Annotated in this window: 25 protein-coding genes; 18 read left to right on the plus strand and 7 right to left on the minus strand. The window is 59.0% G+C overall.

Annotation, left to right across the window (positions count from 1 at the left end; all coding sequences use genetic code 11):
• Positions 1 to 366: 366 nt before the first annotated feature.
• From waaA to coaD, 3 genes are read left to right on the plus strand one after another with little or no spacing between them, the layout of a single operon-like run.
• Complete coding sequence (gene waaA, locus DDA898_RS20550; RefSeq protein ID WP_038902807.1) at positions 367 to 1,644, plus strand: lipid IV(A) 3-deoxy-D-manno-octulosonic acid transferase; 1,278 nt, start codon at positions 367 to 369, stop codon at positions 1,642 to 1,644.
• Positions 1,644 to 2,435, plus strand: a complete 792-nt coding sequence (locus DDA898_RS20555; protein ID WP_038912222.1) for a glycosyltransferase family 2 protein — start codon at positions 1,644 to 1,646, stop codon at positions 2,433 to 2,435. The genes waaA and DDA898_RS20555 overlap by 1 nt, the downstream gene beginning before the upstream one ends.
• Positions 2,425 to 2,904 (plus strand): pantetheine-phosphate adenylyltransferase, encoded by a 480-nt coding sequence (gene coaD, locus DDA898_RS20560; RefSeq protein WP_038902330.1) that lies wholly within the window; start codon positions 2,425 to 2,427, stop codon positions 2,902 to 2,904. Before DDA898_RS20555 ends, coaD begins: the two co-directional genes overlap by 11 nt.
• A 41-nt stretch (positions 2,905 to 2,945) precedes the next feature.
• Here the strand turns inward: coaD and DDA898_RS20565 are convergent, their stop codons facing one another.
• From DDA898_RS20565 to radC, 5 genes are all read right to left on the minus strand, one after another.
• Positions 2,946 to 3,926 carry a glycosyltransferase gene (locus tag DDA898_RS20565; RefSeq protein ID WP_013319934.1) on the minus strand — a complete coding sequence of 327 codons (981 nt, stop codon included), beginning with the start codon at positions 3,924 to 3,926 and terminating at the stop codon, positions 2,946 to 2,948.
• A gap of 51 nt (positions 3,927 to 3,977) precedes the next feature.
• A complete protein-coding gene (gene mutM / locus DDA898_RS20570) occupies positions 3,978 to 4,787 on the minus strand; it encodes a bifunctional DNA-formamidopyrimidine glycosylase/DNA-(apurinic or apyrimidinic site) lyase (RefSeq protein WP_013319935.1) in 810 nt (269 codons plus the stop codon).
• A gap of 75 nt (positions 4,788 to 4,862) precedes the next feature.
• The gene (gene rpmG, locus DDA898_RS20575) at positions 4,863 to 5,030 is read right to left on the minus strand and encodes a 50S ribosomal protein L33 (RefSeq protein ID WP_012763802.1); all 168 of its coding nucleotides are present in this window, start codon (positions 5,028 to 5,030) and stop codon (positions 4,863 to 4,865) included.
• Positions 5,031 to 5,041: 11 nt separating this feature from the next.
• Entirely contained in the window at positions 5,042 to 5,278 is a 237-nt protein-coding gene (gene rpmB, locus DDA898_RS20580) for a 50S ribosomal protein L28 (RefSeq protein ID WP_012763801.1), read from the minus strand.
• 238 nt (positions 5,279 to 5,516) lie between these two features.
• Positions 5,517 to 6,182: a RadC family protein gene (gene radC, locus DDA898_RS20585; RefSeq protein ID WP_033112136.1), complete on the minus strand. Its 666-nt coding sequence runs from the start codon at positions 6,180 to 6,182 to the stop codon at positions 5,517 to 5,519.
• 189 nt (positions 6,183 to 6,371) lie between these two features.
• Between radC and coaBC the strand changes: the two genes are divergently transcribed.
• From coaBC to slmA, 3 genes are all read left to right on the plus strand, one after another.
• Complete coding sequence (gene coaBC, locus DDA898_RS20590; RefSeq protein WP_050570296.1) at positions 6,372 to 7,658, plus strand: bifunctional phosphopantothenoylcysteine decarboxylase/phosphopantothenate--cysteine ligase CoaBC; 1,287 nt, start codon at positions 6,372 to 6,374, stop codon at positions 7,656 to 7,658.
• Positions 7,627 to 8,085, plus strand: coding sequence for a dUTP diphosphatase (dut, locus tag DDA898_RS20595; RefSeq protein ID WP_033112137.1), 459 nt, complete (start codon positions 7,627 to 7,629; stop codon positions 8,083 to 8,085). Before coaBC ends, dut begins: the two co-directional genes overlap by 32 nt.
• A gap of 108 nt (positions 8,086 to 8,193) precedes the next feature.
• Positions 8,194 to 8,790: a nucleoid occlusion factor SlmA gene (gene slmA / locus DDA898_RS20600; protein ID WP_013319939.1), complete on the plus strand. Its 597-nt coding sequence runs from the start codon at positions 8,194 to 8,196 to the stop codon at positions 8,788 to 8,790.
• A 65-nt stretch (positions 8,791 to 8,855) separates the two neighbouring features.
• On the opposite strand, the gene pyrE is transcribed toward slmA, so the two are convergent.
• Both pyrE and rph read right to left on the minus strand, forming a co-directional pair.
• Complete coding sequence (pyrE, locus tag DDA898_RS20605; protein WP_013319940.1) at positions 8,856 to 9,497, minus strand: orotate phosphoribosyltransferase; 642 nt, start codon at positions 9,495 to 9,497, stop codon at positions 8,856 to 8,858.
• A 110-nt stretch (positions 9,498 to 9,607) separates the two neighbouring features.
• Positions 9,608 to 10,324, minus strand: coding sequence for a ribonuclease PH (gene rph / locus DDA898_RS20610; RefSeq protein WP_013319941.1), 717 nt, complete (start codon positions 10,322 to 10,324; stop codon positions 9,608 to 9,610).
• Between the two features lie 180 nt (positions 10,325 to 10,504).
• Here rph and DDA898_RS20615 point away from each other — a divergent pair, with 180 nt between their 5' ends.
• From DDA898_RS20615 to DDA898_RS20670, 12 genes are all read left to right on the plus strand, one after another.
• Positions 10,505 to 10,906 carry a YidH family protein gene (locus tag DDA898_RS20615; protein WP_042318664.1) on the plus strand — a complete coding sequence of 134 codons (402 nt, stop codon included), beginning with the start codon at positions 10,505 to 10,507 and terminating at the stop codon, positions 10,904 to 10,906.
• Between the two features lie 6 nt (positions 10,907 to 10,912).
• Positions 10,913 to 11,245: a DUF202 domain-containing protein gene (locus tag DDA898_RS20620; protein ID WP_038912224.1), complete on the plus strand. Its 333-nt coding sequence runs from the start codon at positions 10,913 to 10,915 to the stop codon at positions 11,243 to 11,245.
• A gap of 251 nt (positions 11,246 to 11,496) precedes the next feature.
• Entirely contained in the window at positions 11,497 to 12,504 is a 1,008-nt protein-coding gene (dgcN, locus tag DDA898_RS20625) for an N-acetyltransferase DgcN (RefSeq protein WP_038912226.1), read from the plus strand.
• Positions 12,505 to 12,508: 4 nt separating this feature from the next.
• Positions 12,509 to 13,474 carry an N-acetyl-D-Glu racemase DgcA gene (dgcA, locus tag DDA898_RS20630; protein WP_013319945.1) on the plus strand — a complete coding sequence of 322 codons (966 nt, stop codon included), beginning with the start codon at positions 12,509 to 12,511 and terminating at the stop codon, positions 13,472 to 13,474.
• A 20-nt stretch (positions 13,475 to 13,494) separates the two neighbouring features.
• On the plus strand, positions 13,495 to 15,393 hold the full coding sequence (locus DDA898_RS20635) for an ABC transporter ATP-binding protein (RefSeq protein WP_038912227.1): 1,899 nt from the start codon (positions 13,495 to 13,497) through the stop codon (positions 15,391 to 15,393).
• 201 nt (positions 15,394 to 15,594) lie between these two features.
• The gene (locus DDA898_RS20640) at positions 15,595 to 17,151 is read left to right on the plus strand and encodes a glutathione ABC transporter substrate-binding protein (RefSeq protein ID WP_038912228.1); all 1,557 of its coding nucleotides are present in this window, start codon (positions 15,595 to 15,597) and stop codon (positions 17,149 to 17,151) included.
• Between the two features lie 17 nt (positions 17,152 to 17,168).
• On the plus strand, positions 17,169 to 18,089 hold the full coding sequence (locus DDA898_RS20645; protein ID WP_013319948.1) for an ABC transporter permease: 921 nt from the start codon (positions 17,169 to 17,171) through the stop codon (positions 18,087 to 18,089).
• An 8-nt stretch (positions 18,090 to 18,097) separates the two neighbouring features.
• Positions 18,098 to 19,000: an ABC transporter permease subunit gene (locus tag DDA898_RS20650; RefSeq protein WP_013319949.1), complete on the plus strand. Its 903-nt coding sequence runs from the start codon at positions 18,098 to 18,100 to the stop codon at positions 18,998 to 19,000.
• A gap of 11 nt (positions 19,001 to 19,011) precedes the next feature.
• Positions 19,012 to 20,070 carry a DmpA family aminopeptidase gene (locus DDA898_RS20655; RefSeq protein WP_038912229.1) on the plus strand — a complete coding sequence of 353 codons (1,059 nt, stop codon included), beginning with the start codon at positions 19,012 to 19,014 and terminating at the stop codon, positions 20,068 to 20,070.
• Positions 20,071 to 20,102: 32 nt separating this feature from the next.
• Positions 20,103 to 20,924, plus strand: a complete 822-nt coding sequence (locus DDA898_RS20660; RefSeq protein ID WP_038912230.1) for a M55 family metallopeptidase — start codon at positions 20,103 to 20,105, stop codon at positions 20,922 to 20,924.
• Positions 20,925 to 20,954: 30 nt separating this feature from the next.
• On the plus strand, positions 20,955 to 21,914 hold the full coding sequence (locus tag DDA898_RS20665; protein ID WP_013319952.1) for an isoaspartyl peptidase/L-asparaginase family protein: 960 nt from the start codon (positions 20,955 to 20,957) through the stop codon (positions 21,912 to 21,914).
• A 322-nt stretch (positions 21,915 to 22,236) separates the two neighbouring features.
• Positions 22,237 to 23,556 carry a sulfotransferase family 2 domain-containing protein gene (locus DDA898_RS20670; protein ID WP_071604580.1) on the plus strand — a complete coding sequence of 440 codons (1,320 nt, stop codon included), beginning with the start codon at positions 22,237 to 22,239 and terminating at the stop codon, positions 23,554 to 23,556.
• Positions 23,557 to 23,652 lie beyond the last annotated feature (96 nt).

Genomic DNA, 23,652 nt, shown 5'->3' on the forward strand with positions numbered 1-23,652 from the left:
CGCCTTATCCTCACGGCATAATACACATTTTGAAATAAACCACCACATCGTTAAATACTATTTGATAATTCACTTCATGAACTGATAAATATATTTCCCGCACGGGTTAAAAACAGGGTAAATATTTATTTATCTTGTCCTTTTATTTTAATTATTACGCCTCTTTTTTATCTGGACGGTGTTTCCTGCGACGAATAATCCTGTTTGCCATCAATCATTAATCCAACGTGCAACGATGCAATTTCCAGCGCTAATTCCCTGTTTCTCCGGTAGAAAAGAGAACACCAGCCGTATCCGGTTAAAATGATAGATTTAGCCGCTATAAATATATAGAATTCGCTATCGCCGACTATAATACCGATGATTATGTTACAAACGCTGTACACCTTTCTGTTTTACATGATTCAGCCGCTTATCTGGCTGCGCCTCTGGCTCCGGGGCCGCAAAATCCCCGCTTACCGCAAACGCTGGGGGGAACGCTACGGCTTCTACAAGAATCAGGTAAAACCCGAAGGCATACTGCTGCATTCCGTCTCCGTCGGAGAGACGCTGGCCGCGGTGCCGCTGGTCCGCGCCTTGCGCCATCGCTATCCGTCCCTGCCGATTACCGTCACCACCATGACGCCGACCGGCTCCGAGCGCGCGTTATCTGCCTTCGGTAAAGACGTCTATCATGTCTACCTGCCCTACGATCTGCCCGGCGCCATGGCGCGCTTTCTTGATCATGTGCAGCCGCGATTGGTGATCATTATGGAAACCGAGCTGTGGCCTAACCTGATCACCGCGCTGCACCAGCGCAAAATCCCGCTGATCATCGCCAACGCCCGTCTGTCCGAACGTTCCGCCAACGGCTACCGCAAACTCGGCCGCTTTATGCGTACGCTGCTGCGTCGCATCACCCTCATCGCGGTGCAAAATGCGGAAGACGGCGAACGCTTTATCAATCTGGGGCTAAAACGCAGCCAGTTGAACGTGACCGGCAGCCTGAAATTTGATATTTCCGTCACGCCGGAGCTGGCCGCGCGCGCCGTAACGCTGCGTCGTCAGTGGGCGCCGCAGCGCCCGGTGTGGATCGCCGCCAGTACCCATGAGGGCGAAGAAAAGATCGTTGTCGACGCCCACACCGAATTGCTGAAAACCTTTCCTACGCTGTTGCTGATTCTGGTGCCACGTCATCCCGACCGTTTTGACGACGCCAAAGCGATCGTCCGCAAGGCCGGGCTGGAATACACCCTGCGCAGCGCGGGCACCGTTCCTCCCGCCTCGTCTCATGTGGTGATTGGCGATACCATGGGTGAACTGATGCTGCTGTACGGCATTGCCGACCTGGCGTTTGTCGGCGGTAGCCTGATTGAACGAGGCGGACATAATCCGCTGGAACCGGCCGCGCACGCCATACCGGTGCTGATGGGGCCGCATACCTTCAACTTCAAGGATATCTGCGCCCGCCTGCAAGAGTCCGATGGGCTGATCACCGTGCGGGATACCGCGTCGCTGGTGGAACAGGCCACCACTCTGCTGTCTGACGATGATTATCGCCGTTATCACGGCCACCATGCCGTAGACGTACTGCACAAAAATCAGGGCGCGCTGCAAAGTTTGCTGGCTCTGCTGGAGCCCTATCTGCCGCCACGGAGTCAGTAATGAGCCGCAAACGCCTGTCCGTCGTTCTTATCAGCCGTAACGCGGCGGAGCTGCTGCCCGACTGTCTGTCGTCGGTCGACTGGGCCGACGAGATTATCGTGCTGGATTCAGGCAGCAGCGACGGCACACTGGATGTCGCTCGCCGCCACGGCGCACAGGTCTATCAAAACACCGACTGGCCCGGTTTCGGCAAACAGCGTCAACTGGCGCAGCAGTACGCCAGCGGCGATTACATCTTCATGATTGATACCGACGAACGGGTCACGCCGGCGCTGCGGCAATCCATTGAGGCGACGCTCGAATCCCCTGAGAGCGATGCGGTTTATCGCTGCGCCCGCCGCAATCTGTTTCTGGGGCGTTTCATGCGCCACAGCGGCTGGTATCCGGACGAGGTGATCCGCCTGTATCCCAACCACTACCGTTACAACGACAACGCGGTACACGAATCTCTCGACTACGGCGCCGCCCGGGTGATTTCGCTGGATGGCGACCTGAAACACCTGACCTGCCGCGATTTTTTCAGCTTCCAGCAAAAGCAGTTCGCCTACGCGGAAAGCTGGGCCACTGAGCGTTTTCGTCAGGGCAAACGCTGCGGTTTCGCCGCTATCGTACTGCACACGCTGGGAGCGTTTATCAAAACCTGGCTGTTGCGGGCCGGCTTTCTGGACGGCAAACAAGGGCTGCTGCTGGCCATCGTGAATGCACAGTACACGTTTAACAAATATACTGGTCTATGGGCCCTGAATAACCGGCGCGACACTCACCAGGAACATCAGCACCATGAAGACTAGAGCCATCTATCCCGGCACCTTTGACCCGCTGACCAACGGCCATCTGGACCTGCTGACACGCGCAGCGCGCATGTTCGATCACCTGATTCTGGCTATTGCCGCCAGCCCCGGCAAAAAGACGTTGTTTACGCTGGAAGAACGGGTGTCGCTGGCGAAAGAAGCCACGCAGCATCTGTCGAACGTCGAGGTGATTGGTTTTACCGATCTAATGGCTAATTTCGCCCGGCAGCAGCAGGCGACGATTCTGGTGCGGGGGTTACGCGCCGTGTCCGACTTCGAATATGAACTGCAACTGGCCAAAATGAACCACCATCTGATGCCGACGCTGGAAAGCATCTTTCTGATGCCATCGGAGCAGTGGTCTTTCATCTCATCGTCACTGGTTAAAGAAGTTGCCCGTCACGGCGGCGACGTTTCACACTTTTTACCCGCCCCCATCGCGCTGGCGTTGCAGCAGAAGCTGGTATGACCCCCCACAGGGATCATGTTCTTATCTTCCCGCGATAACCATCATCTGGCATACAGGAACATCAAGGCGGTGAAACGCATTGCGTACCACCATGACCTAAAATTGCCACAGCGTCGAAACAGCGCCCGATGAAGGCGGTCGTCGAACACACGACGCGCCAGTTCACGTCTCATCGGAGGGTGGGAAATTTTCTTTCTGAGTAATCCGAACAGATTGCGGCTCTCGGATTTCGCGTGACGCAGTAACGCTTCGCTCAGCGAGGGATTCACACATTGCCTGTCAGCCATACCCACCAGCCAGCTAACCACATAGACATAGCTCTGCGCCCTGAACACCAGTTTGTCCATTGACTGGGACTGAGTGACAGAGTTCAAATTCCGGCGATAGCCATAGCAACGGGAGTCACAAAATCCCATCCGTTTCGCAGAGAGAGCAACCTCGGTTGTCCACACAATGTCTTCATGGGTTATGCCTTTTACAAAACGCAGCCTATTGGCATCAATCACCGATTTTCTAATCAGCTGCAACCAGGAAAAATGCGGCCATTCATGATTATTGACACAATGAATAATCCACTCCTCGCCGCTAATAACCTGCCCCCAAGGTTGCTTACGCAGCAACCGGTTGTCAGCCTCCTGGTGTGGATCCTGCTTGAAACCGAAGGCATTACCGATCAGCACATCAACCTGTTGCTCTCGGGCCTGCGCCAGCCAGACTGACAGCAGATCGTCAGGGATCCAGTCATCCGCATCCACAAATCCGATCCACTCGCCACGGGCGCGATCCATACCGGTATTGCGCGCAGCAGAGGATCCCTGATTAGGTTGTTCGAGCAGAATCACCCTCGGATCGGCGCTGGCGATCGTCTGCAATAACGCCAGGCTGTTGTCCGTCGAGCCGTCATTCACCACAATCACTTCTATCGCCAGCGTATTCTGACTCAACAGCGATGCAAACAGCCCCGGAATATAGTCTTCACAGTTATAAACAGGAATAATGATACTCAGGTCCACCTGACCCATGGGATGTTCCTTGATAATGGTTGGAGAAGCGATTGGCTGTGGCATACAGATTTAACGCTGACAACATTTACAGAAAAAAGTACTGCGCTGACCCTGTTTGATACTCTCAATCGGCGTGCCGCAATGGTGACAGGGCTCGCCGCTGCGGCCATAGACCTGTAACTCCTGCGCGAAATAACCCGGTTTGCCATCGGACTGCAGGAAATCCCGCAGCGTGGTGCCGCCTTGCTCAATCGAGCGTTGCAATACCTGTTTGATGGAACGTACCAGTTGGTCCGCTTCAACCTCAGACAACGAACCCGCCGGTCGGTTCGGCAGAACACCGGCATTAAACAGCGATTCGCTGGCGTAAATGTTGCCCACGCCCACCACCAGTTTGTTGTCCATAATCCACAGCTTGATCGGCGTTTTGCGGCCGCGGGATTGGGCAAACAGGTAGCGACCGGAAAAATCGTCGCTCAGCGGTTCCGGCCCCAGATGTGCCAGCACCGAACTGGTCGCCGGATCGTCGCACCACAGCCAGGCGCCGAAACGACGCGGGTCGGTATAACGCAGCACCTTACCGCTGTCCATCACCAGATCGACGTGGTCATGCTTATCCGGCTCGCTGTATTCCGGCAGCACCCGCAAACTGCCCGACATACCCAGATGTACGATTATCCAGCCGGTCGGCAGTTCAATCAGCAGATATTTGGCCCGCCGCTGCACACTCAGCACCGGCGTATCGCTCAGCGATAGAATTTCAGGAGAGACAGGCCAGCGCAGGCGCGCGTTACGCACCTCGGCATACAGAATGGTATGGCCGACCAGCCAGGGTGAAATGCCCCGGCGACTGGTTTCCACTTCGGGTAATTCTGGCATGCGTCCTCCGGTGAAATGTCCTGCTGAAGCGATAAAAAAACCCGGCCGAAGCCGGGTTTTTCAGATCCACTAAAATTACTTAATTTTAGCTTCTTTGTAGACGACGTGCTGACGAACCACTGGATCGAATTTTTTCAGTTCCAGTTTTTCCGGCATCGTACGCTTGTTCTTCGTAGTGGTATAGTAGTGACCAGTACCAGCAGAAGAAACCAGCTTGATCTTCTCGCGAACACCTTTAGCCATGATTCAGTTCCTTAATACTTTTCACCACGGGCACGCAGATCGGCCAGAACCGCTTCGATACCCTTTTTATCGATAACACGCATACCTTTAGCAGATACGCGCAGCGTTACAAAACGCTTCTCACCTTCAACCCAAAAACGATGGGAGTGCAGGTTTGGCAGAAAACGGCGTTTAGTCGCATTCATTGCGTGTGAACGGTTATTACCGGTCACCGGACGCTTGCCAGTAACTTGGCAGACTCGGGACATGTCTATTCTCCAAAAATCAAATCAGCTCGAGCTTCGTAGAGGGTGTCGGCCGCCTCGTCAGGCTTTAGAGCCCATCTCAGCAACTTCACTGAAAAGACTCTGTCATCAGGGTAAACCTGCTGAGATAGGCTCTTAACGCCACACCCAAGATTCTCAAAGGTGGCGTAGTATACGCTTTGAAGCGTATGCGCTCAAGTCCCGAACAGCTAAAGATCCCCCAGGATCGCGGAAATATCTTTCAAATCCACCCTCGCTCGGCAAAAGAAACGTACTCGCCGCGCCCGATCACCAGATGGTCGAGCACCCGAATATCCAGCAATTGGCAGGCTTGAGCAATTTTTCCGGTGATGGAGCGGTCGGCCTGACTGGGCTCCGCCCGGCCGGACGGATGGTTATGCGCCAGGATCAGCGCGGCGGCGTTGGCTTTGAGCGCCTCGCGCACAATCTCACGCGGATGCACCTCCACGCTACTGATCGTGCCGGCGAACATTTCCTGATGACGAATCACCCGATGCTGGTTATCCAGAAACATCACCAGAAAGACCTCCCGTTCATGATGCGCCAGCAGCAATTGCAAGTACTGCTGCGTCACTTCCGGGTTGAGCATCGCATCCTCCCGCGCCAGGTGGGAAGAAAACAGCCGCCGGGCCAGTTCCGCCACCGCCTGCAACTGCGTGTATTTGGACACCCCCACGCCCCGTGCGTTACAAAAGGTGTCCTTGTCCGCCATCATGAGCTGATACAACGACCCAAATTGCATCAGCAGGCTTTCCGCCAGTTGCATCACATGCGTACCTGCGATGCCGGTACGCAGGAAAATCGCCAGCAGCTCCGTATCGCTCAACGCCCCGGCGCCCAGCGCCATCAATTTTTCACGCGGCGCACATCCGTCATTCCATGCCATTGCCACTCTCCTCCCCGAACGGTGGCTTATCATCTCATGCGTCTGTCGGAGGGACGACGGGCCGGTTCTCGGGCTGCGAGGCGTTCCGCAATTTTTCCTGTATCAGGAAATGCGATACCTAAGATTCCTCGACCTGTGGCAGCTTATGATAAAATGCAGCCTCTTTTCGGCTGACAAACGGATATAACGATGACAGATTCTTCCAGTCTGCGCGGGCTTTCCGACACATCGCCTGCGGGAAAACATCTCGCGGGGAAACGTATCGCAGGGAAACATATTGTTCTGGGCATTAGCGGCGGCATCGCCGCCTACAAATGCCCGGAACTGGTTCGACGCCTGCGCGACAGGGGCGCCGAGGTTCGCGTGGTGATGACGCCCGCCGCCAGCGCATTTATCACGCCGTTGACGCTGCAGGCGGTGTCCGGTTATCCGGTTTCGACCGATCTGCTGGATCCCGCCGCCGAGGCCGCCATGGGCCATATTGAGCTGGGGAAATGGGCGGACCTGGTGATTCTGGCCCCCGCTTCGGCAGACCTGATAGCCCGGCTGGCGGCCGGCATGGCCAACGATCTGCTGACTACCGTCTGTCTGGCGACGGCGGCGCCTGTCGCCATCGCGCCGGCCATGAACCAGCAGATGTACCGCGCCGCCGCCACACAGCACAATCTGGGCGTACTGGCCGCCCGCGGTGCGTTGATCTGGGGCCCGGACAGCGGCAGTCAGGCCTGCGGCGATGTCGGCCCCGGCCGAATGATTGATCCGCTGGAGATTGTGGCGAACGCTGACGCGCACTTCTCCCGTGTCAACGATCTGCAACACCTCAGTGTTATGGTCACGGCAGGGCCGACACGTGAAGCGCTGGACCCGGTACGTTTCATCAGTAACCACAGTTCCGGGAAAATGGGATTTGCCATCGCCGCCGCCGCCGCCGCACGCGGAGCTCGCGTGACGCTGGTGACCGGCCCGGTTAATTTGCCGACGCCGGATAATGTCACCCGCATTGATGTCATTAGCGCGCAGGAAATGCACCAGGCGGTGATGCGTGAAGCGCCGCAACAGCATATCGTGGTGGGCTGCGCCGCCGTGGCGGACTACCGGGCGCAGGTGATCGCCGACGAAAAGATCAAAAAGCAGGGCGATGAAATCAGTGTCACTCTGGTCAAGAATCCGGATATCATCGCCGATGTGGCCGCCATGAGCGAAAACCGGCCTTATGTTGTCGGGTTTGCCGCCGAAACCAGTAATGTGGAAGAATACGCGCGCCAGAAACTGGCCCGCAAACAGCTGGACCTGATTTGCGCGAATGATGTATCCCTTTCCGATCAAGGGTTTGATTCGGAAAACAATGCATTGCATCTTTTCTGGCCGGGCGGGGATAAGCGCCTGCCGCACGGCAGCAAGCACCTGCTGGGTCAACAGTTAATCGACGAGATTGTCAGCCGTTATGATGAAAAAAATCGACGTAAAAATTCTTGATGCGCGTATCGGGCAACAGTTCCCGTTGCCGACCTATGCAACGCCGGGTTCCGCCGGGCTGGACCTGCGCGCCTGTCTGGACACCGCGGTGGAACTGGCGGCTGGCGCAACCACGCTGGTGCCGACCGGTCTGGCTATCCACATCGCCGACCCGTCGCTGGCTGCGGTGATCCTGCCGCGCTCGGGTCTTGGTCACAAACATGGTGTGGTGCTGGGCAATCTGGTGGGTTTGATCGATTCCGACTACCAGGGTCAGCTGATGGTGTCGGTCTGGAACCGCGGCAGCCAGTCTTTTATCATCGAACCCGGTGAACGCATTGCCCAGATGGTATTCGTGCCGGTGGTGCAGGCCGAATTCAATCTGGTTAACGATTTCGTCGGCAGCGAACGGGGAGAAGGTGGTTTCGGCCATTCCGGCCGTCACTGATACGCCACATCCCTGCCTCCCAGGAAAACTATAAAGCCACAGCGTTAATGCGACTGTGGCGCTATCTGGTGTTTGTCCGTCACATTTTTATCAAGGGTCTTTTCTGACATGGCAGAGAAAGAAAATACGAAAAGGAACCGTCGCGAAGAAATTCTGCAGGCGCTGGCGCAAATGCTGGAATCCAGCGACGGTAGTCAACGCATTACCACCGCCAAGCTGGCCGCCACCGTCGGCGTTTCGGAAGCCGCGCTTTACCGGCACTTTCCCAGCAAAACGCGGATGTTTGACAGCCTGATCGAATTTATTGAAGACAGCCTGACCACCCGCATCAACCTGATTCTGCAGGATGAAAAAGACACCTTTAACCGGCTACGGCTGATTTTGTTGCTGATTCTCGGCTTTGCGGAGAAAAACCCCGGCCTGACGCGCATTCTCACCGGCCACGCGCTGATGTTCGAGCAGGACCGCTTGCAGGGCCGCATCAACCAGCTGTTTGACCGCATTGAATCTCAGCTACGTCAGGTGCTGCGCGAACATAAGTTGCGTAGCGGCGAAGCGTTTCGTCATGATGAAACATTGCTGGCAAGCCAGTTGCTGGCGTTCTGCGAAGGCATGCTGTCCCGCTTTACCCGCTCCGAGTTTCGCACTCTGCCCACGCAGGATTTCGATACCCGCTGGCCGCTGCTGGCCGCCCAGCTTCAGTAAACGCACCGCGTGGCACATCGCCACGCCGCTTACTTCACGCCCGCTATTTTACACACCGAACTGTTTTACACGCCGAACTGTGCGCGATAGGCTTTCACCGCCTCCAGGTGCGCAGCCATCTCCGGTTTTTCCGCCAGATAGGTAATCAGCTCCTGCAGGGTGATAATTGAGGTGACCTTGCACTGGAAATCGCGTTCTACTTCCTGAATGGCAGACAGCTCGCCACGGCCACGCTCCTGCCTGTCCAGCGCGATCAGCACGCCCGCCAGCGAGGCGCCCTGTGCGGCGATGATCTCCATCGACTCGCGAATGGCGGTGCCGGCGGTAATCACATCGTCCACCAGCATGATACGCCCCTTGAGCGGACTGCCGACCAGATTGCCGCCCTCGCCGTGATCCTTGGCTTCCTTACGATTGAAGCAGTACGGCACGTCGCGGTCGTGGTGCTCCGCCAGCGCCACCGCGGTGGTGGTGGCGATCGGAATGCCCTTGTAGGCCGGCCCGAACAATACGTCGAATTCAACGCCGGCATCCACCAGCGCTTCAGCATAAAAGCGCCCCAGCAACGCTAGATCGCGCCCGGTGTTGAACAGCCCGGCATTGAAGAAATAGGGGCTAATGCGCCCGGATTTCAGGGTAAATTCGCCGAACTTCAGTACCTGCTTGCTGAGTGCGAATTCGATAAACTGGCGCTGATAGGCTTTCATGACTCCCTCTCCTGTAACGATGGCGGATGGCGGGACGTCCCGCCGTTCTGACGACATAGCATAAAAAACGATGGCATAAAAAAGCGACCACTGGGGTCGCTTTAAAAAATTTAATCGGCCAGTGCGGCCTTCTGCGCTCGGACAATGTCTTCGATGCCCTGGCGCGCCAGCGCCAGCAACGACAGCAACTCGTCATGACTGAACGGTTCGCCCTCTGCGGTGCCCTGCACCTCGATCATCCGACCGTCTTCGGTCATCACCACGTTCATGTCGGTTTCCGCCGCGGAGTCTTCCACGTATTCCAGGTCGCACACCGCTTCGCCGTTGACAATCCCGACTGATACTGCCGCCACCATGCCTTTCAGCGGGCTGGTTTTCAGCTTGCCGCTGGCAACCATGCCGTTGAGCGCGTCGGCCAACGCCACACAGGCGCCGGTGATGGACGCGGTACGGGTGCCGCCGTCGGCCTGCAACACATCGCAATCCAACGTAATAGTGTATTCACCCAGTTTGTTCAGATCGACCGCGGCGCGCAGCGAACGAGCGATCAGACGCTGAATTTCCAGCGTACGGCCGCCCTGCTTGCCTTTCGCCGCTTCGCGGGCGTTACGGCTGTGGGTAGAGCGCGGCAACATACCGTATTCGGCGGTAATCCAGCCTTGTCCCTGACCTTTCAGGAAACGCGGCACCCCGTCTTCTACCGTGGCGTTGCACAACACTTTGGTATCGCCGAACTCCACCAGCACCGATCCTTCGGCATGTTTGGTGTAGTGACGGGTTAATGTGAGAGGGCGAATTTGCTGGGCACTTCGGCCTGTTGGGCGCATGGCTCATCTCCGGGCAGGTTCATTAAACTGGCGCGCATTATACGGTCTTCCCCCTGCCCTGCCTACCGCCAGTCGGGATTAAAATTTCATCAATTTTTTTCCGTTGCCGCCCGATTCACTGGCTGGAGAGCCGCCGCCCGGCCATGTAGAATGCGGGTATTGTCTACCCGCAGGCCTTTGATGCTCATGAGTGACCCAGCCTCTTCACCGACGCCACCGACGTCACCCGACAAGAAAACCCCGTGGCAGCAGCAGGGTTCGACGCCGGATTACCGCTTTTCGCTGGCCAACGAGCGCACGTTTCTGGCCTGGATCCGCACTGCGCTGGCGTTTCTGGCGGGCGCCGTCGCCATTGACCAGTTTGCGCCCACGCTGGCGCCGCCCGCCGTTCGGGGCGGCATTGCGGTGTTTCTGTCGCTGGCGGCGGCGCTGCTGGCATGGATGGCTTACCGACGCTGGGCCGATAACGAGCGGGCGATGCGCACCGGGCAAGCGCTGCCTTATACCCGCCTGCTGATTATCATCGCCAGTTGCGTGAGCGCCATTTCCGTTGCGCTGGCGTTGGTTATCCTGTTGTTGTAGGCCGCTATGATACCCCCTGACGATACCCCGCCGCGCGATCCGGGCCTACAGCCGGAACGCACTCGGCTTGCCTGGTCGCGGACCGCATTTGTGCTGCTGGTCAACAGCGTACTGCTGTTGAAAGCCGGCTCGATGAAAAGCCAGCCACTGATGCTGGTCATCGGGCTGTTTCTGCTGCTGATGACGCTAGTCACCTATATCTGGTCGCGCCTGCGGTTGCGCGCCCTGCTGCGCAGCGGCTATCCCTGTACCCGGCAATCGATGTGGATGATGCGGCTGCTGATGCTGACGGTCATGGTGACCGCATTAAGCTTGCTGGTGGGTTTCATCAACGGTTAAACACGATCGCCGCGCGTATTTTTCGTCAATACAGAAGATTTTGATCTGCCTGCCCCGACATAACCCGCCGCTATACCCTGCGGGCATTTGGAAACAGTAATTCTTAAATAACAATAAATTAAACCAACCTCACCCTATAACATCAGGTTATACCCTACCTATAAACAAGCATTCGTCAGAAAAAAAGCATCGTGGAATAGTCTTAAACATCTTCTTTTATGTCATCACTACGCAACTACGGATAAGACATCATGCTGATCCCACAACCTTACCTGCTTTTTCTTGGCGACGTGACCGACCCGCTGGCGGTAAAAACGGCGCGCGGCATTCACACCTGGCGCCCCGAACAGTGCGTAGGACAGCTGCGCCTGCCGGGCAGCACGGTGTCGCTGGGGCTCGATGATCTGGATATTCCGTCCGCCGTGGCGCGCGGCGCCAAAACGCTGGTGCTGGGCACCGCCAACGCCGGCGGTTTACTGCCGCCGCACTGGCTGGATACCGTGCGTGCCGCCATCGAAGCCGGTATGAACGTCGCCAACGGCCTGCATCAGCGCCTGATCGACGTCCCCGGCTTACAGGCACTGGCGGAGCAACATCAGGTACAGTTGTTCGATATTCGTCATATGCGCCCGGAGCTGACCGTCGGCAGCGGTAAGAAACGCAGCGGCAAACGCGTGCTGACCGTCGGCACCGACTGCTCGGTCGGCAAAATGTACACCTCGCTGGCGCTGGAATCCGCCATGCGCGCACAGGGTCTGAAAGCCGATTTCCGCGCCACCGGACAGACCGGGGTGCTGGTCGCCGGCGATGGCATCGCCATTGACGCGGTGATCGCCGACTTCATCGCCGGCGCGGCGGAAGCGCTGTCACCCGCCAACGACGATGACCATTGGGATATCGTCGAAGGTCAGGGTTCGCTGTTTCATCCGTCCTACGCCGGGGTGACCACCGGTCTTATCCACGGCGCACAGCCGCACTGGCTGGTGATGTGCCACGAAATGGGTCGTCCGCACATGCGTCACCTGCCCCATCAGCCGATGGTGGAACTGGGCGACTGCGTGGACGCCAACCTGCGCGCCGCCCGCGTCACCAACCCGGATGTACAGTTGGCCGGTTTCGCCATCAATACCTCCAACTATGGTGAACAGGCAGCGCGCGATTACTGCCGCGAACTGAGCGAACGTTTTGGCGTGCCCGCCACCGACCCGATCCGCTTCGGTATCGATGACATTGCAACGCTGCTGAAAACCCGGGGGTAAACCCATGCGACAAATGCAAATCGAAACCGTGGAACTGCCGCTGGCCCGTCCTTTCGCCATTTCCCGCGGTACCCGTACCGCCGTCACCGTGGTACGGGTGACGCTGGAAGAGCGCGGCTTTATCGGCCGGGGAGAATGCACCCCCACCGCCCACTATCAGGAAACCGCCGACAGCGTGACCCGCCAGTTGGAAACCGTGCGTCGGGTGGTAGAGAACGGCGTCGGTCTGGATGCGTTGCAGCAGCTGTTGCCGCCGGGATCGGCCCGCAACGCGCTGGACTGCGCCCTGTGGCGGCTGAACGCCGCGCTTGCCAGACAGACGCTGTGGCAGCACCTCGCCATCGCGCCGCCGCAGTCGATCATCACCGCCGAAACCCTGAGTCTCGACAGCGTGGAAAACATGGCCAATGCCGCCAAAGACGCGGTTTCCCGCGGCGCACTGCTGCTGAAAATCAAGCTCGACCGGGAACAGATTCTGGAAAAGGTAGCGGCGATTCGCCAGTCCGCGCCCAACGTGACGCTGATTGTCGACGCCAACGAAGCCTGGAGCGGGCTGGAACTGGAGCCGCTGCTGCGCCAGTTGGCCGCGCATCGCATCGCGATGGTGGAACAACCGTTGCCCGCCGGGCAGGACAGCGCGCTGGCGACGTTTGAACACGCCATTCCGGTGTGCGCCGACGAAAGCTGTCATTACCGTGGCGACATTGCCGCCCTGCGCGACCGTTACGAGATGATCAATATCAAACTGGACAAGTGCGGCGGGCTGACCGAAGCGCTGGCGATGGTGGCCGAAGCGCGCCAGTACGACATGCGCATCATGGTGGGCTGCATGCTCGGCTCCTCGCTGGCGATGGAGGCCGCCATGCCGGCGGCGCTGGCCGCCGAACACGTGGATCTGGACGGCCCGATCTGGCTGGCGGCGGACAGCTCGCCGTACCTGACCTATAACCTCGGCCGCATCTGGCTGTGACAGAACCTACCGGAGTGACGATGACGGATACCACCTCAACCGCAATCCCTGCTGCGATCGCGTCCGACCCGGCGCCGCAACCGGTGCTGGAGATCGATGACCTGAGCGTTAGCTTCAGCGGCCGCTCCGGCACCCATCTGGCGCTCAAGGGCGTCTCTTTCAGCCTCAACAAAGGGGAAGTGGTAGCCGTGGTCGGCGAGAGCGGTTCCGGCAAGTCGGTCACCTCCCTGACGGTGATGGGGCTGCTGGCCGCGTCCGCCCGCATTGAACGCGGCGGCATCCGCTTTACCGATAACGCCGGCCGCCGCCACGACTTGCTGACCATGAAGGACGACGCCCGCCGTCGGCTGCGCGGCCGCGATATGGCGATGATCTTTCAGGAGCCGATGACCTCGCTCAACCCGGTGCTGAAAGTAGGCGACCAGCTCACCGAAGCGTTGCTGGACCACCAGATGTGCGACGCCGCCAGCGCCGACCGCAAGGCGCGCGAGCTGCTGCGTAAGGTGCGCATCGCCGACATCGACCGGGTGATGAACAGCTACCCGCACTCGCTGTCCGGCGGCATGCGCCAGCGGGTGATGATCGCTCAGGCGCTGGCGTGCGACCCACAGTTGCTGATCGCCGACGAACCCACCACCGCGCTGGATGTGACGGTACAGGCGCGCATCCTGCAAATCCTGCGCGACCTGCAGCGCCAGAGCAACATGTCGGTGCTGTTCATCACCCACGACATGGGCGTGGTGGCGGAAATCGCCGACCGCGTGGTGGTGATGTACCGTGGCGAGGTGGTGGAACACGGGACGGTGGACGCCATTTTCAACCGCCCGCAGCACGACTATACCAAAGCGCTGCTGGCGGCGGTGCCGCGATTGGGCGATATGCGCGACAGCGCCTGGCCTAAGCGCTTCCCGCTGCTGGGGCAGCAAAACGCCGCGCCCGAACAGGACCATACCACCGCGCGCTATGACGCGCCGCCGCTGCTCGACATCCGCGGCCTGAAAGTCTATTACCCGATTCGCAGCGGCATTCTCTCCTCCGTCACCCACCGGGTCCATGCGGTGGAGCAGATCGATTTCGCCGTGTGGCCGGGCGAAACGCTGGCGATTGTCGGCGAATCCGGCTGCGGCAAATCCACCACCGGGCGGGCTCTGCTGCGGCTGGTGGAAAGCCAGACCGACAGCCTGCTGTTCGACGGGCAGGAAATCGCCGGTCTGCGCGACCGCGACTTCCAGCCGCTGCGCCGCAAAATGCAGATGGTGTTTCAGGACCCGTACGCCTCGCTCAACCCGCGCCTGACCGTCGGTTTCACCATCGCCGAGCCACTGCTGCTGCACGGGTTGGTGAAATCGCTGGAAGACGCCACGCCGCAGGTGCAGGCGCTGCTGAAAAGCGTCGGCCTGCAACCGGAGCACGCTCAACGCTATCCGCACGAATTTTCCGGCGGCCAGCGCCAGCGTATCGCCATCGCCCGCGCCATGGCGCTGCAACCGCAGGTGATCATCGCCGACGAAGCGGTGTCGGCGCTGGACGTGTCGATTCAGGCGCAGGTGGTCAACCTGATGATGGATTTACAGCAGAAAACCGGCGTGTCGTGGATTTTCATCTCCCACGACATGGCGGTGGTGGAACGCATCGCCAACCGCGTGGCGGTGATGTACCTCGGTCAGATCGTGGAAATCGGCCCGCGTCAGTCGGTGTTCAACAATCCGCAGCATCCGTATACCCAACGCCTGCTGGCCTCGGTGCCGATTGCCGACCCCAGCCGCCGCTATGCGCGCGAGCTGGACGACAGCGAAATCCCCTCGCCGCTGCGCAAGGCGAACGAGGTGGTGGAAAAAGCCCGTTACCGCGAAGTCGCCCCGCACCACTGGGTGAGCGAAGCCGGACTTGAGCCGTCTGCCAGTAGCAGTAAACCGTAGTCAGTAGTGAACAGTAGTCAGTAGTGAACAGCAGTCAGTAGTGAACAATAGTATCGTCCAACACCAGGGACACCCCACTGTCTGTGGGTTATCACCGCATCAGCAATGTACTGATAGCTGGAAAATTAAACAGTAATAAAAACAAACAATAATCGAAAGCAGCAACACAACCAGCAACACATACCATTTACAGGAGACACCATGAAATCGTTACTATCCACAGTAACTTCACGTCGTTCCGCCGTCGCTCTTGGGCTGTCATTGTGTCTGGCCGCTGCGGCTCAGGCGCAGGATCTGCGTATTTCCATGTATGCCGATATCACCGGGCTGGACCCGCACGACACCTCGGACACCCTGAGCTACTCCATCCAGAGCGGGATCTTCGAGCGCCTGTTCCAGTTCGACAACCAGATGAAACTGGTGCCGCGGCTGGCTACCGGCTACACCGGTAACGCCGACGCCACCGAATTCACCATCACCCTGCGCGAAGGCGTCACCTTCCAGGACGGCACGCCGTTCAACGCCGATGCGGTGAAAGCCAACCTTGACCGTCTGGCCGACCAGACCAAAGGGCTTAAACGCAACAGCCTGTTCAACATGATCAAAAGCGTGACGGTACTGTCGCCGACGCAGGTGAAGATCGAACTGAACAAATCCTTCGGCGCCTTCATCAACACGCTGGCGCACCCGTCGGCGGTGATGCACAGCCCGGCGGCGCTGAAACAGTACCCGGACGAAACCCAGCTGCGCGTGCACCCGGTCGGCACCGGCCCGTTCAAGTTTTCCGAATGGCAGCAGGGTAAAGACGTCAAGCTGGTGAAATACGACAACTACTGGCAGAAAGGCTGGCCGAAAGTCGACAGCGTGACCTTCTACCCGTCGCCGGAAGACGCCACCCGCGTCGCGGCGCTGAAATCCGGCCAGTCCGACGCTATCTACCCGCTGCCGTCCGATCTGGTAAAAACCATTGAAGAAGACGCCAAGCTGGCGATCCAGCGCGACCCCAGCATCTATCTGTACTACATGGCGATCAACACCCAGCACGCGCCGCTGAACGACGTGCGTGTGCGCCAGGCGCTGAACTACGCCATCAACCGCACCATCTGGCTGAAAGTCGGTTTTGCCGGCATGGGCCTGCCTGCCGCGTCCGCTATGGCGCCGCGCGTGCAGTTCTTCGCCAGCCAGAGCGAACCGAACTACACCTACAGCCCGGCCAAGGCCAAAGAACTGTTGAAAGAAGCCGGTTATGAGAACGGGCTGGAGCTGAAACTGTGGACCACCAACACCACCGCCGCGGTGCGCAGTGCGCAGTTCTTCAAACAGCAACTGGAGCAGGTCGGCATCAAGGCGACCGTAACCCCGATGGATTCCGGCGCGCGCAACGAAAAACTGTGGGGCGTGAAAGACCCGAAACAGGCCGAGTTTGACCTGTACTACGGCGGCTGGTCGCCGTCCACCGGCGACGCCGACTGGGCGCTGCGTCCGCTGTTCGCCACCGAGTCCTGGGTGCCGAAAGCCTACAACGTCTCTTACTACAGCAACCCGGATGTGGACAAAGCCATCATGGCCGGTCTGGCGACCCCGGATAACGACAAACGCGCCGCCGCTTACGCCGATGCCCAGAAGCTGATCTGGAAAGACGCGCCGGTGGTATTCCTGGGCGTACCGGACAACCTGGTGGGCAAAGTGAAAAATCTGTCCGGCGTTTACATGCTGGCTGACGGTTCGCTGATCTTCGATCAGGCTGAGTTCAAGTAATCACACAGGGGATCGCCATGTTTGCTTATATCGTCCGACGTTTGCTGGAAATGATCCCGGTTTTGCTGGTGATCTCCCTGTTGGTGTTCGGTTTTATCAAGCTGTTACCGGGTGACCCGGCGCGGATCTACGCCGGCCCCGACGCCCCCATCGAGGCGGTGGAAGCCGCCCGTGAGCGTCTGGGGTTGAACGATCCGCTGCCGCAGCAATACCTCAACTGGCTGGACGGGTTGGTGCACGGTGATCTCGGCATCACCTACCGCACCCAGCAGCCGGTGCTGACCGTCATCCAGAAAAGTTTTATGCCGACGTTGTGGCTGGCGCTGGCCGGCTTCGCCTGGTCGGTGCTGCTCGGCCTGCTGATCGGCGTGTTTGCCGCGCTCAAACGCGGTAAATGGCAGGACTGGTCGCTGATGAGTCTGGCGGTTGGCGGCATCTCGATGCCGCCGTTCTGGCTCGGCCTGCTGCTGATCCAGTTCGTCGCCATGCCGTTCGGCATTTTTTCGGTCAGCGGTTACAACAAACCGGCCGACATTATTCTGCCCGCGCTGACGCTGGGCGCCTCGGTGGCCGCCGTGATGGCGCGCTTTACCCGCTCCGCCTTTCTGGAAGTGATGCAGGAAGATTATGTGCGCACCGCCCGCGCCAAAGGGCTGCGCCAGCGGCTAATCGTCTGGAAACACGTGATGCGCAACGCGCTGATTCCGGTGATCACCATGCTCGGGTTGCAGTTCGGTTTTCTGCTGGGCGGCTCGATTGTGGTGGAAAGCGTGTTCAACTGGCCGGGGCTTGGCTGGTTGTTGATCGAATCCATTAAAACGCAGGATCAACCGGTGATTCAGGCGCTGGTGATGCTGTTCGTGTTTGAATTTATCCTGATTAACCTGCTGGTCGACCTGCTGTACGCGGTGGTGAACCCGGCCATTCGTCTGCGTTAGGAGCTGCGATGAACACTTCTCAAGAGCCGACCGCGGCGACCCCATCCGCCCTGAACGACAGCGCAATTCGTTCACCGTGGCGCGATTTTCTGCATGCGTTCATCCGCAACCCGATGGCGCTGGCCTCCGGCGGTTTCGTGCTGCTGCTGGTGCTGATAGCAGTGTTCGCTCCCTGGCTGGCCCCCTGGAGCCCGATGGAGCCTGACTGGATGGCGCTCGGCGCAGCGCCTTCCGCCGACCACTGGATGGGCACCGACGATCTGGGCCGCGACGTGATGAGCCGCATTATTTACGGCGCACGCATTTCGCTCTACATCGGCATCGTCTCAGTCTCGCTCGGTATGCTGGCGGGCATCGCCCTCGGTTTGCTGGCAGGCTATTATGGCCGCAGCATCGACATGCTGATCATGCGCGGCTGCGACGTATTGTTCGCGTTTCCCGGCATGCTGCTGGCGATCGCGGTGGTGGCGATCCTCGGCCCCGGCCTCAATAACGTGATTATCGCGGTGGCGGTATTCAGCGTGCCGGTGTTCGCCCGCATCGTGCGCGCCTCCACGCTGTCGCTCAAACAGGCCGCCTACGTCGAAGCGGTGCGCTGCGCCGGCGCGCCGGACCGGGTGATTCTGCTGCGTCATATTCTGCCGGGCACCCTGTCGAACGTGATTGTGTATTTCACCATGCGTATCGGCACCAGTATCCTGACCGCCGCCGGCCTGAGTTTCATCGGTCTGGGACCGGAGCCGGACGTGCCGGAATGGGGCAACATTCTGGCGATGAGCCGCAGCATGATGATGGCAGGGCAATGGCACGTCAGCGTGTTCCCCGGTCTGGCTATCTTCTGCACCGTGCTGGCGTTCAACCTGCTGGGCGACGCGCTGCGCGACACGCTGGACCCGAAACTGAAAAGTTAAGCGAAGACACCATGACTCCTTATCAACAGGCGCGGCTGGCGCCGCTGCTGCAACGCTGGCGCACCGAACGCCTGCTCGGCATGCCGCGCCTGCCTTGCGGCCCGCACAATCGCCTGAGCGACGTGCCCGGCGTGCGGGTCGGCCACCATACGCTGGCCAACGGCGAGATTCAGACCGGCGTCACCGCCATCGTGCCGCCCGGCGATAACCTGTTTACACAACCGTTGCCCTGCGGCGCGGCGGTGCTTAACGGCTTCGCCAAACCGGTGGGGCTGGTGCAAATTGAAGAGCTGGGACGCTTGCAGACGCCTGTCCTGCTCAGTAATACCCTGTCGATCGGCACATTGTTTACCACGCTGGTGCGCGACGCCATTGGCCGCAACCCGGAACTGGGGCGCAGTTTGCCGACCGTCAACCCGCTGGCGCTGGAGTGCAACGACGGCTGGCTCAACGATATTCAGGCGCTGGCGGTAACCGATGCGATGGCGCGCGCGGCGCTGGACAACGCCACGGCGGATTTTGCCCGCGGCAGCGTCGGCGCCGGGCGCGGCATGAGCTGCTTTGCGCTCAAAGGCGGCATCGGCACCGCTTCCCGGCTGATTCCGGAACTGAACGCCACCCTCGGCGTACTGGTGCTGGCCAATTTCGGCGCCCTTCCCGCCCTGACGCTGGACGGCGTGCAGGTCGGCGAGGCGATTGCGCCGCTGCTGCCGGAACTGGCGCCCCAACGTGACGCCGGCTCCATCATCATCATCATGGCCATCGACGCCGCGCTGGATGCCCGCCAGCTCACCCGTATCGCTCGCCGCGCCGGCGCTGGGCTTGGGCGGCTCGGCAGCTACTGGGGGCACGGGTCCGGCGATATCGCGGTGGCCTTTTCCACCCAGCCGACGCCCCAGCCGCCGGAAGACGCACAGCTGGAACCGCTGCTCAACGCGGCGGCCGACGCCACCGAACACGCGGTGCTGGATGCGTTGTTGCAGGCCGAGGCCGTCACCGGTTTTCGCGGCCACCATCGCCCGGCCCTGACGCAGGTGCTGGACCGTCTGGCACAGGATTTTCCCGCATAACCGCCTGATGAACAGGCGATAAGGACGCTGACATGAAAGTATTTATTTCTGCGGATATCGAAGGCATCGCTGGCGTGATGCGCCCGGAACAGTGCAGCCCCGGCACGCCGGAATACCAGTTAGCCCGCGGGCTGATGGAGCAGGAAGTGAACGCCGCAATTGAAGGCGCGTTCGCCGGCGGCGCTAGCGAAGTGGTGGTGGCCGACAGCCACGCCGCCATGACCAACCTGCGCGCTGAAAATATCGACCCGCGCGCCCGGCTGGTACAGGGCAAACCGCGCGGTCTGTCGATGGTGGAAGGCTTGCAACAGCAGCAGTTCGATGGCCTGATGTTCATCGGCTACCACAGCGCCGCCGGAGAACACGGCGTGCTGGCGCACACCATCAACGGCCGGGCGTTTTACCGGGTACGCATCAACGGCGAAGTGATGGGCGAAAGCGATATCTACGCCGCCGCCGGCGCCGAGCTGAACACCCCGCTATGGCTGGTGAGCGGTGACGACACGCTGCAAAGCTGGATCAACCGCTACTACCCGGCCGCCCACTACGCCTGCGTGAAACGCGCCATTTCCCAGACCGCGGCGGAATCGCTGAGCCCCGAAGCGGCGCGCAACGCCATCCGGCTGGCGGCGACTCAGGCGGTGCAACAGGCGCATAAAGAGACGACTACCCGTTTGCAACCACCGTATAAACTGGAGCTGATGGTCGCCAAACCGGTACTGGCGGACCTGTTCTGCCTGATTCCGGGCGTCGTTCGCCAAGACGCCATCACCGTGGGCTACCAATCCCCGACCATCGCGCCGATCGTCAGCCTGCTGGGCGCATTTTCCTATCTGGCGACCACGCAGAATTAAGCGCCTCGAACATAAGGAAGCACATCCAAGATGAAACCGGTCATTGTGATTCATGGCGGCGCGGGCGCGCTCAGTCGCACGGCGATGGACAGCGAGAAAGAACAGCGCTATCGCGCCGCGTTGCAGAGCATCGTCGCCCGCGGGCAGGAAATCCTGGCCGCCAACGGCAGCGCGCTGGATGCGGTCACCGAGGCGGTGCGCCTGCTGGAAGAGTGCCCGCTGTTCAATGCGGGCAAAGGGGCGGTGTTTACCCACCGCGGCACCCACGAACTGGACGCCAGCATCATGGACGGCCGTTCGCTGGAAGCGGGCGCCATCGCCGGTGTTAACCACATCCGCAACCCGATTCTGGCGGCCCGCGCGGTACTGGAGCGCAGCCCACACGTGATGTTTACGGCGGAAGGCGCTGAAACGTTCGCCCGCGAGCAGGGGCTGGAGATGGTCGAACCGGACTTTTTCTCCACCGACGAGCGCTACCAGCAGTTGCTGAAAGCGCAGACGGGCGACGGCAAGATCCTGCTGGATCACGATGGCGAACGTCAGGCGCAAGGCGCCGATCCGCTCGATCCGGATCGCAAGTTCGGTACCGTTGGCGCAGTAGCGCTGGACGCAGCCGGTAATCTGGCGGCGGCGACCTCCACCGGCGGCATGACCAACAAACGCGCCGGACGCGTCGGCGACTCGCCGATCATCGGCGCAGGCTGTTACGCCAACAACCGCACCGTCGCCGTCTCCTGCACCGGCACCGGCGAGGTGTTCATGCGCACCGTCGCGGCGTACGACGTTTCGGCGTTGATGGAATACGGTAACCTGCCGCTGTCGCAAGCCGCCGATAACGTCGTCATGGAAAAAGTGCTGGCGCTGGGCGGCAGCGGCGGGCTAATCGCCGTTGACCATCAGGGCAATATCGCACTGCCGTTCAACAGCGAAGGCATGTACCGCGGCTATGGTTACGTCGGCGAAGACGCGGTCGTGGGGATTTATCGGTAAAATGATCCCCGCTGTACCTGCACGTTAGTCAGGTTATATTCCACACGATTCATCTTTACTGGTGGATAGTGGTCAAAATGGCGAACCCGGACCTTGCACCGGATTCGCCATTTTTATCCGTCAGTACCTCAGTTTTACTCCAGGCACCAGCCACTCACGTTTTGTAATAACGATAACCAACCGGGCAGCAGACGATAGCAGCGATCCAGCTCGCAACAAATGATTAAGTCCACAATATGTAACATGTTGTTACTATGATTAAATGAATAATTAAAATACAATTCCTTCTAATGTATGTTATTACGGTAAGTAAAGGTCAGACATGCCTCGTATTGTTTTTCATCATATTAATAAATGTGCAGGCACATCGCTGCTCAAGTATCTACAAAACCTTTTTCCGTCCGATGAGTGTATTTACTTAGAAGAACACTACAGTGGGATGAATTCCGGCGATGTTGAATTTGATCCGAATCGGCTGGCACGGGCGCGGTTTATTCACGATCCATTCGGCAGTTGGTACTGGCCTGAGAAAGTAGCGAACGTCGCGACCATATGCTTTTTACGAGACCCGTTAGACAGGGTGGTGTCTAACTGGTGGATGGTGCATCGTTGGACTGACGAGGAAGTTGCCGTTATACCTGATGGCGAGCTTATTCGTGATTTAGCCCGCAATGATCAGGTAGCATTTTTCAGCCACCCACAATCCCTGTACATTAACTGGAACCAAATTACCTGCCACCTGGCCTGTGCACCCAGAGAATACCGGGAAGCCCGGCGAACAGACTCCCTCAATAGTAAGGATTTTCGAGCCTTCATCCGAAAACGTGCTGAGGAAACGCTACGTTCACTGTCTTTTATCGGCTTTCAGGAAGATTTTAAGCGTTCGTTATCCGCGCTGCAATTATGGCTGTCGCTCCCTCCCGACCAGCCGCAGCCGATGAATATCCACGCCAGTAAACAGCAAAAGCCGAGCTTAAGCGAAGAGGCGATAGCAGCGGCCAATCAGCTGGTTGATCTCGACCAGGAAATCGTTGCGATTGCCCGCGAACTTTACGACGAGCAAATGGAGCGCTTCGAGGCGACCTATGGTGTGGATTTTGCGAGCGCGGCTGAAGATAACTACCGCAAGGCTTTGATCCGCCCGGCAGGCTGGACCGTTGTGGACATGTCGCAACCATTGAACGGCACAGGGTGGCATTGCCGTGAGCAGAATGAAGGCAAGTTCAGCCGCTGGATTGGCCCGACGCCGACGGCAACCATCGATATTCCATTCACGAAAGACCGGGATATTCTGGTGCGATTTAGGGTCACAAATATCCTGTCTACACGCCAGGTTGATGAGCTCATATTGAAAGTTGATGATTACACCGCACCCCTGCATCGGTGGTCAGAAAGCACGTTCGTCGTGGTTTTTGATGCGGTCATACCGCAGCAAGAACTAGACCACACTAATGACATTCTGCGGTTGACGATCGATTGTGCCGAAACGATTACCATGACCGCCCCAGGCGATGGTCGTCAGCTCGGCCTTGAGATCTGTGAGATTGAAGTCGGCCCATCGGATGCCTTCATACTCCAGTCACCCGGCACCCCGGCGACCGCGCTGGGCCTGCTGGGAGTTTCATCCAGCAGGAACGATTGATGTAATAACACTTTCACTCATGATCATGGCAGAGGAGAGATAACTTCTCCTCTGCCGCGTACATAGGTATTAAGTTAGCCATAGCCTTTGCTGATT

It is taken from the genome of Dickeya dadantii NCPPB 898 (assembly GCF_000406145.1).
GTDB lineage: Bacteria > Pseudomonadota > Gammaproteobacteria > Enterobacterales > Enterobacteriaceae > Dickeya > Dickeya dadantii.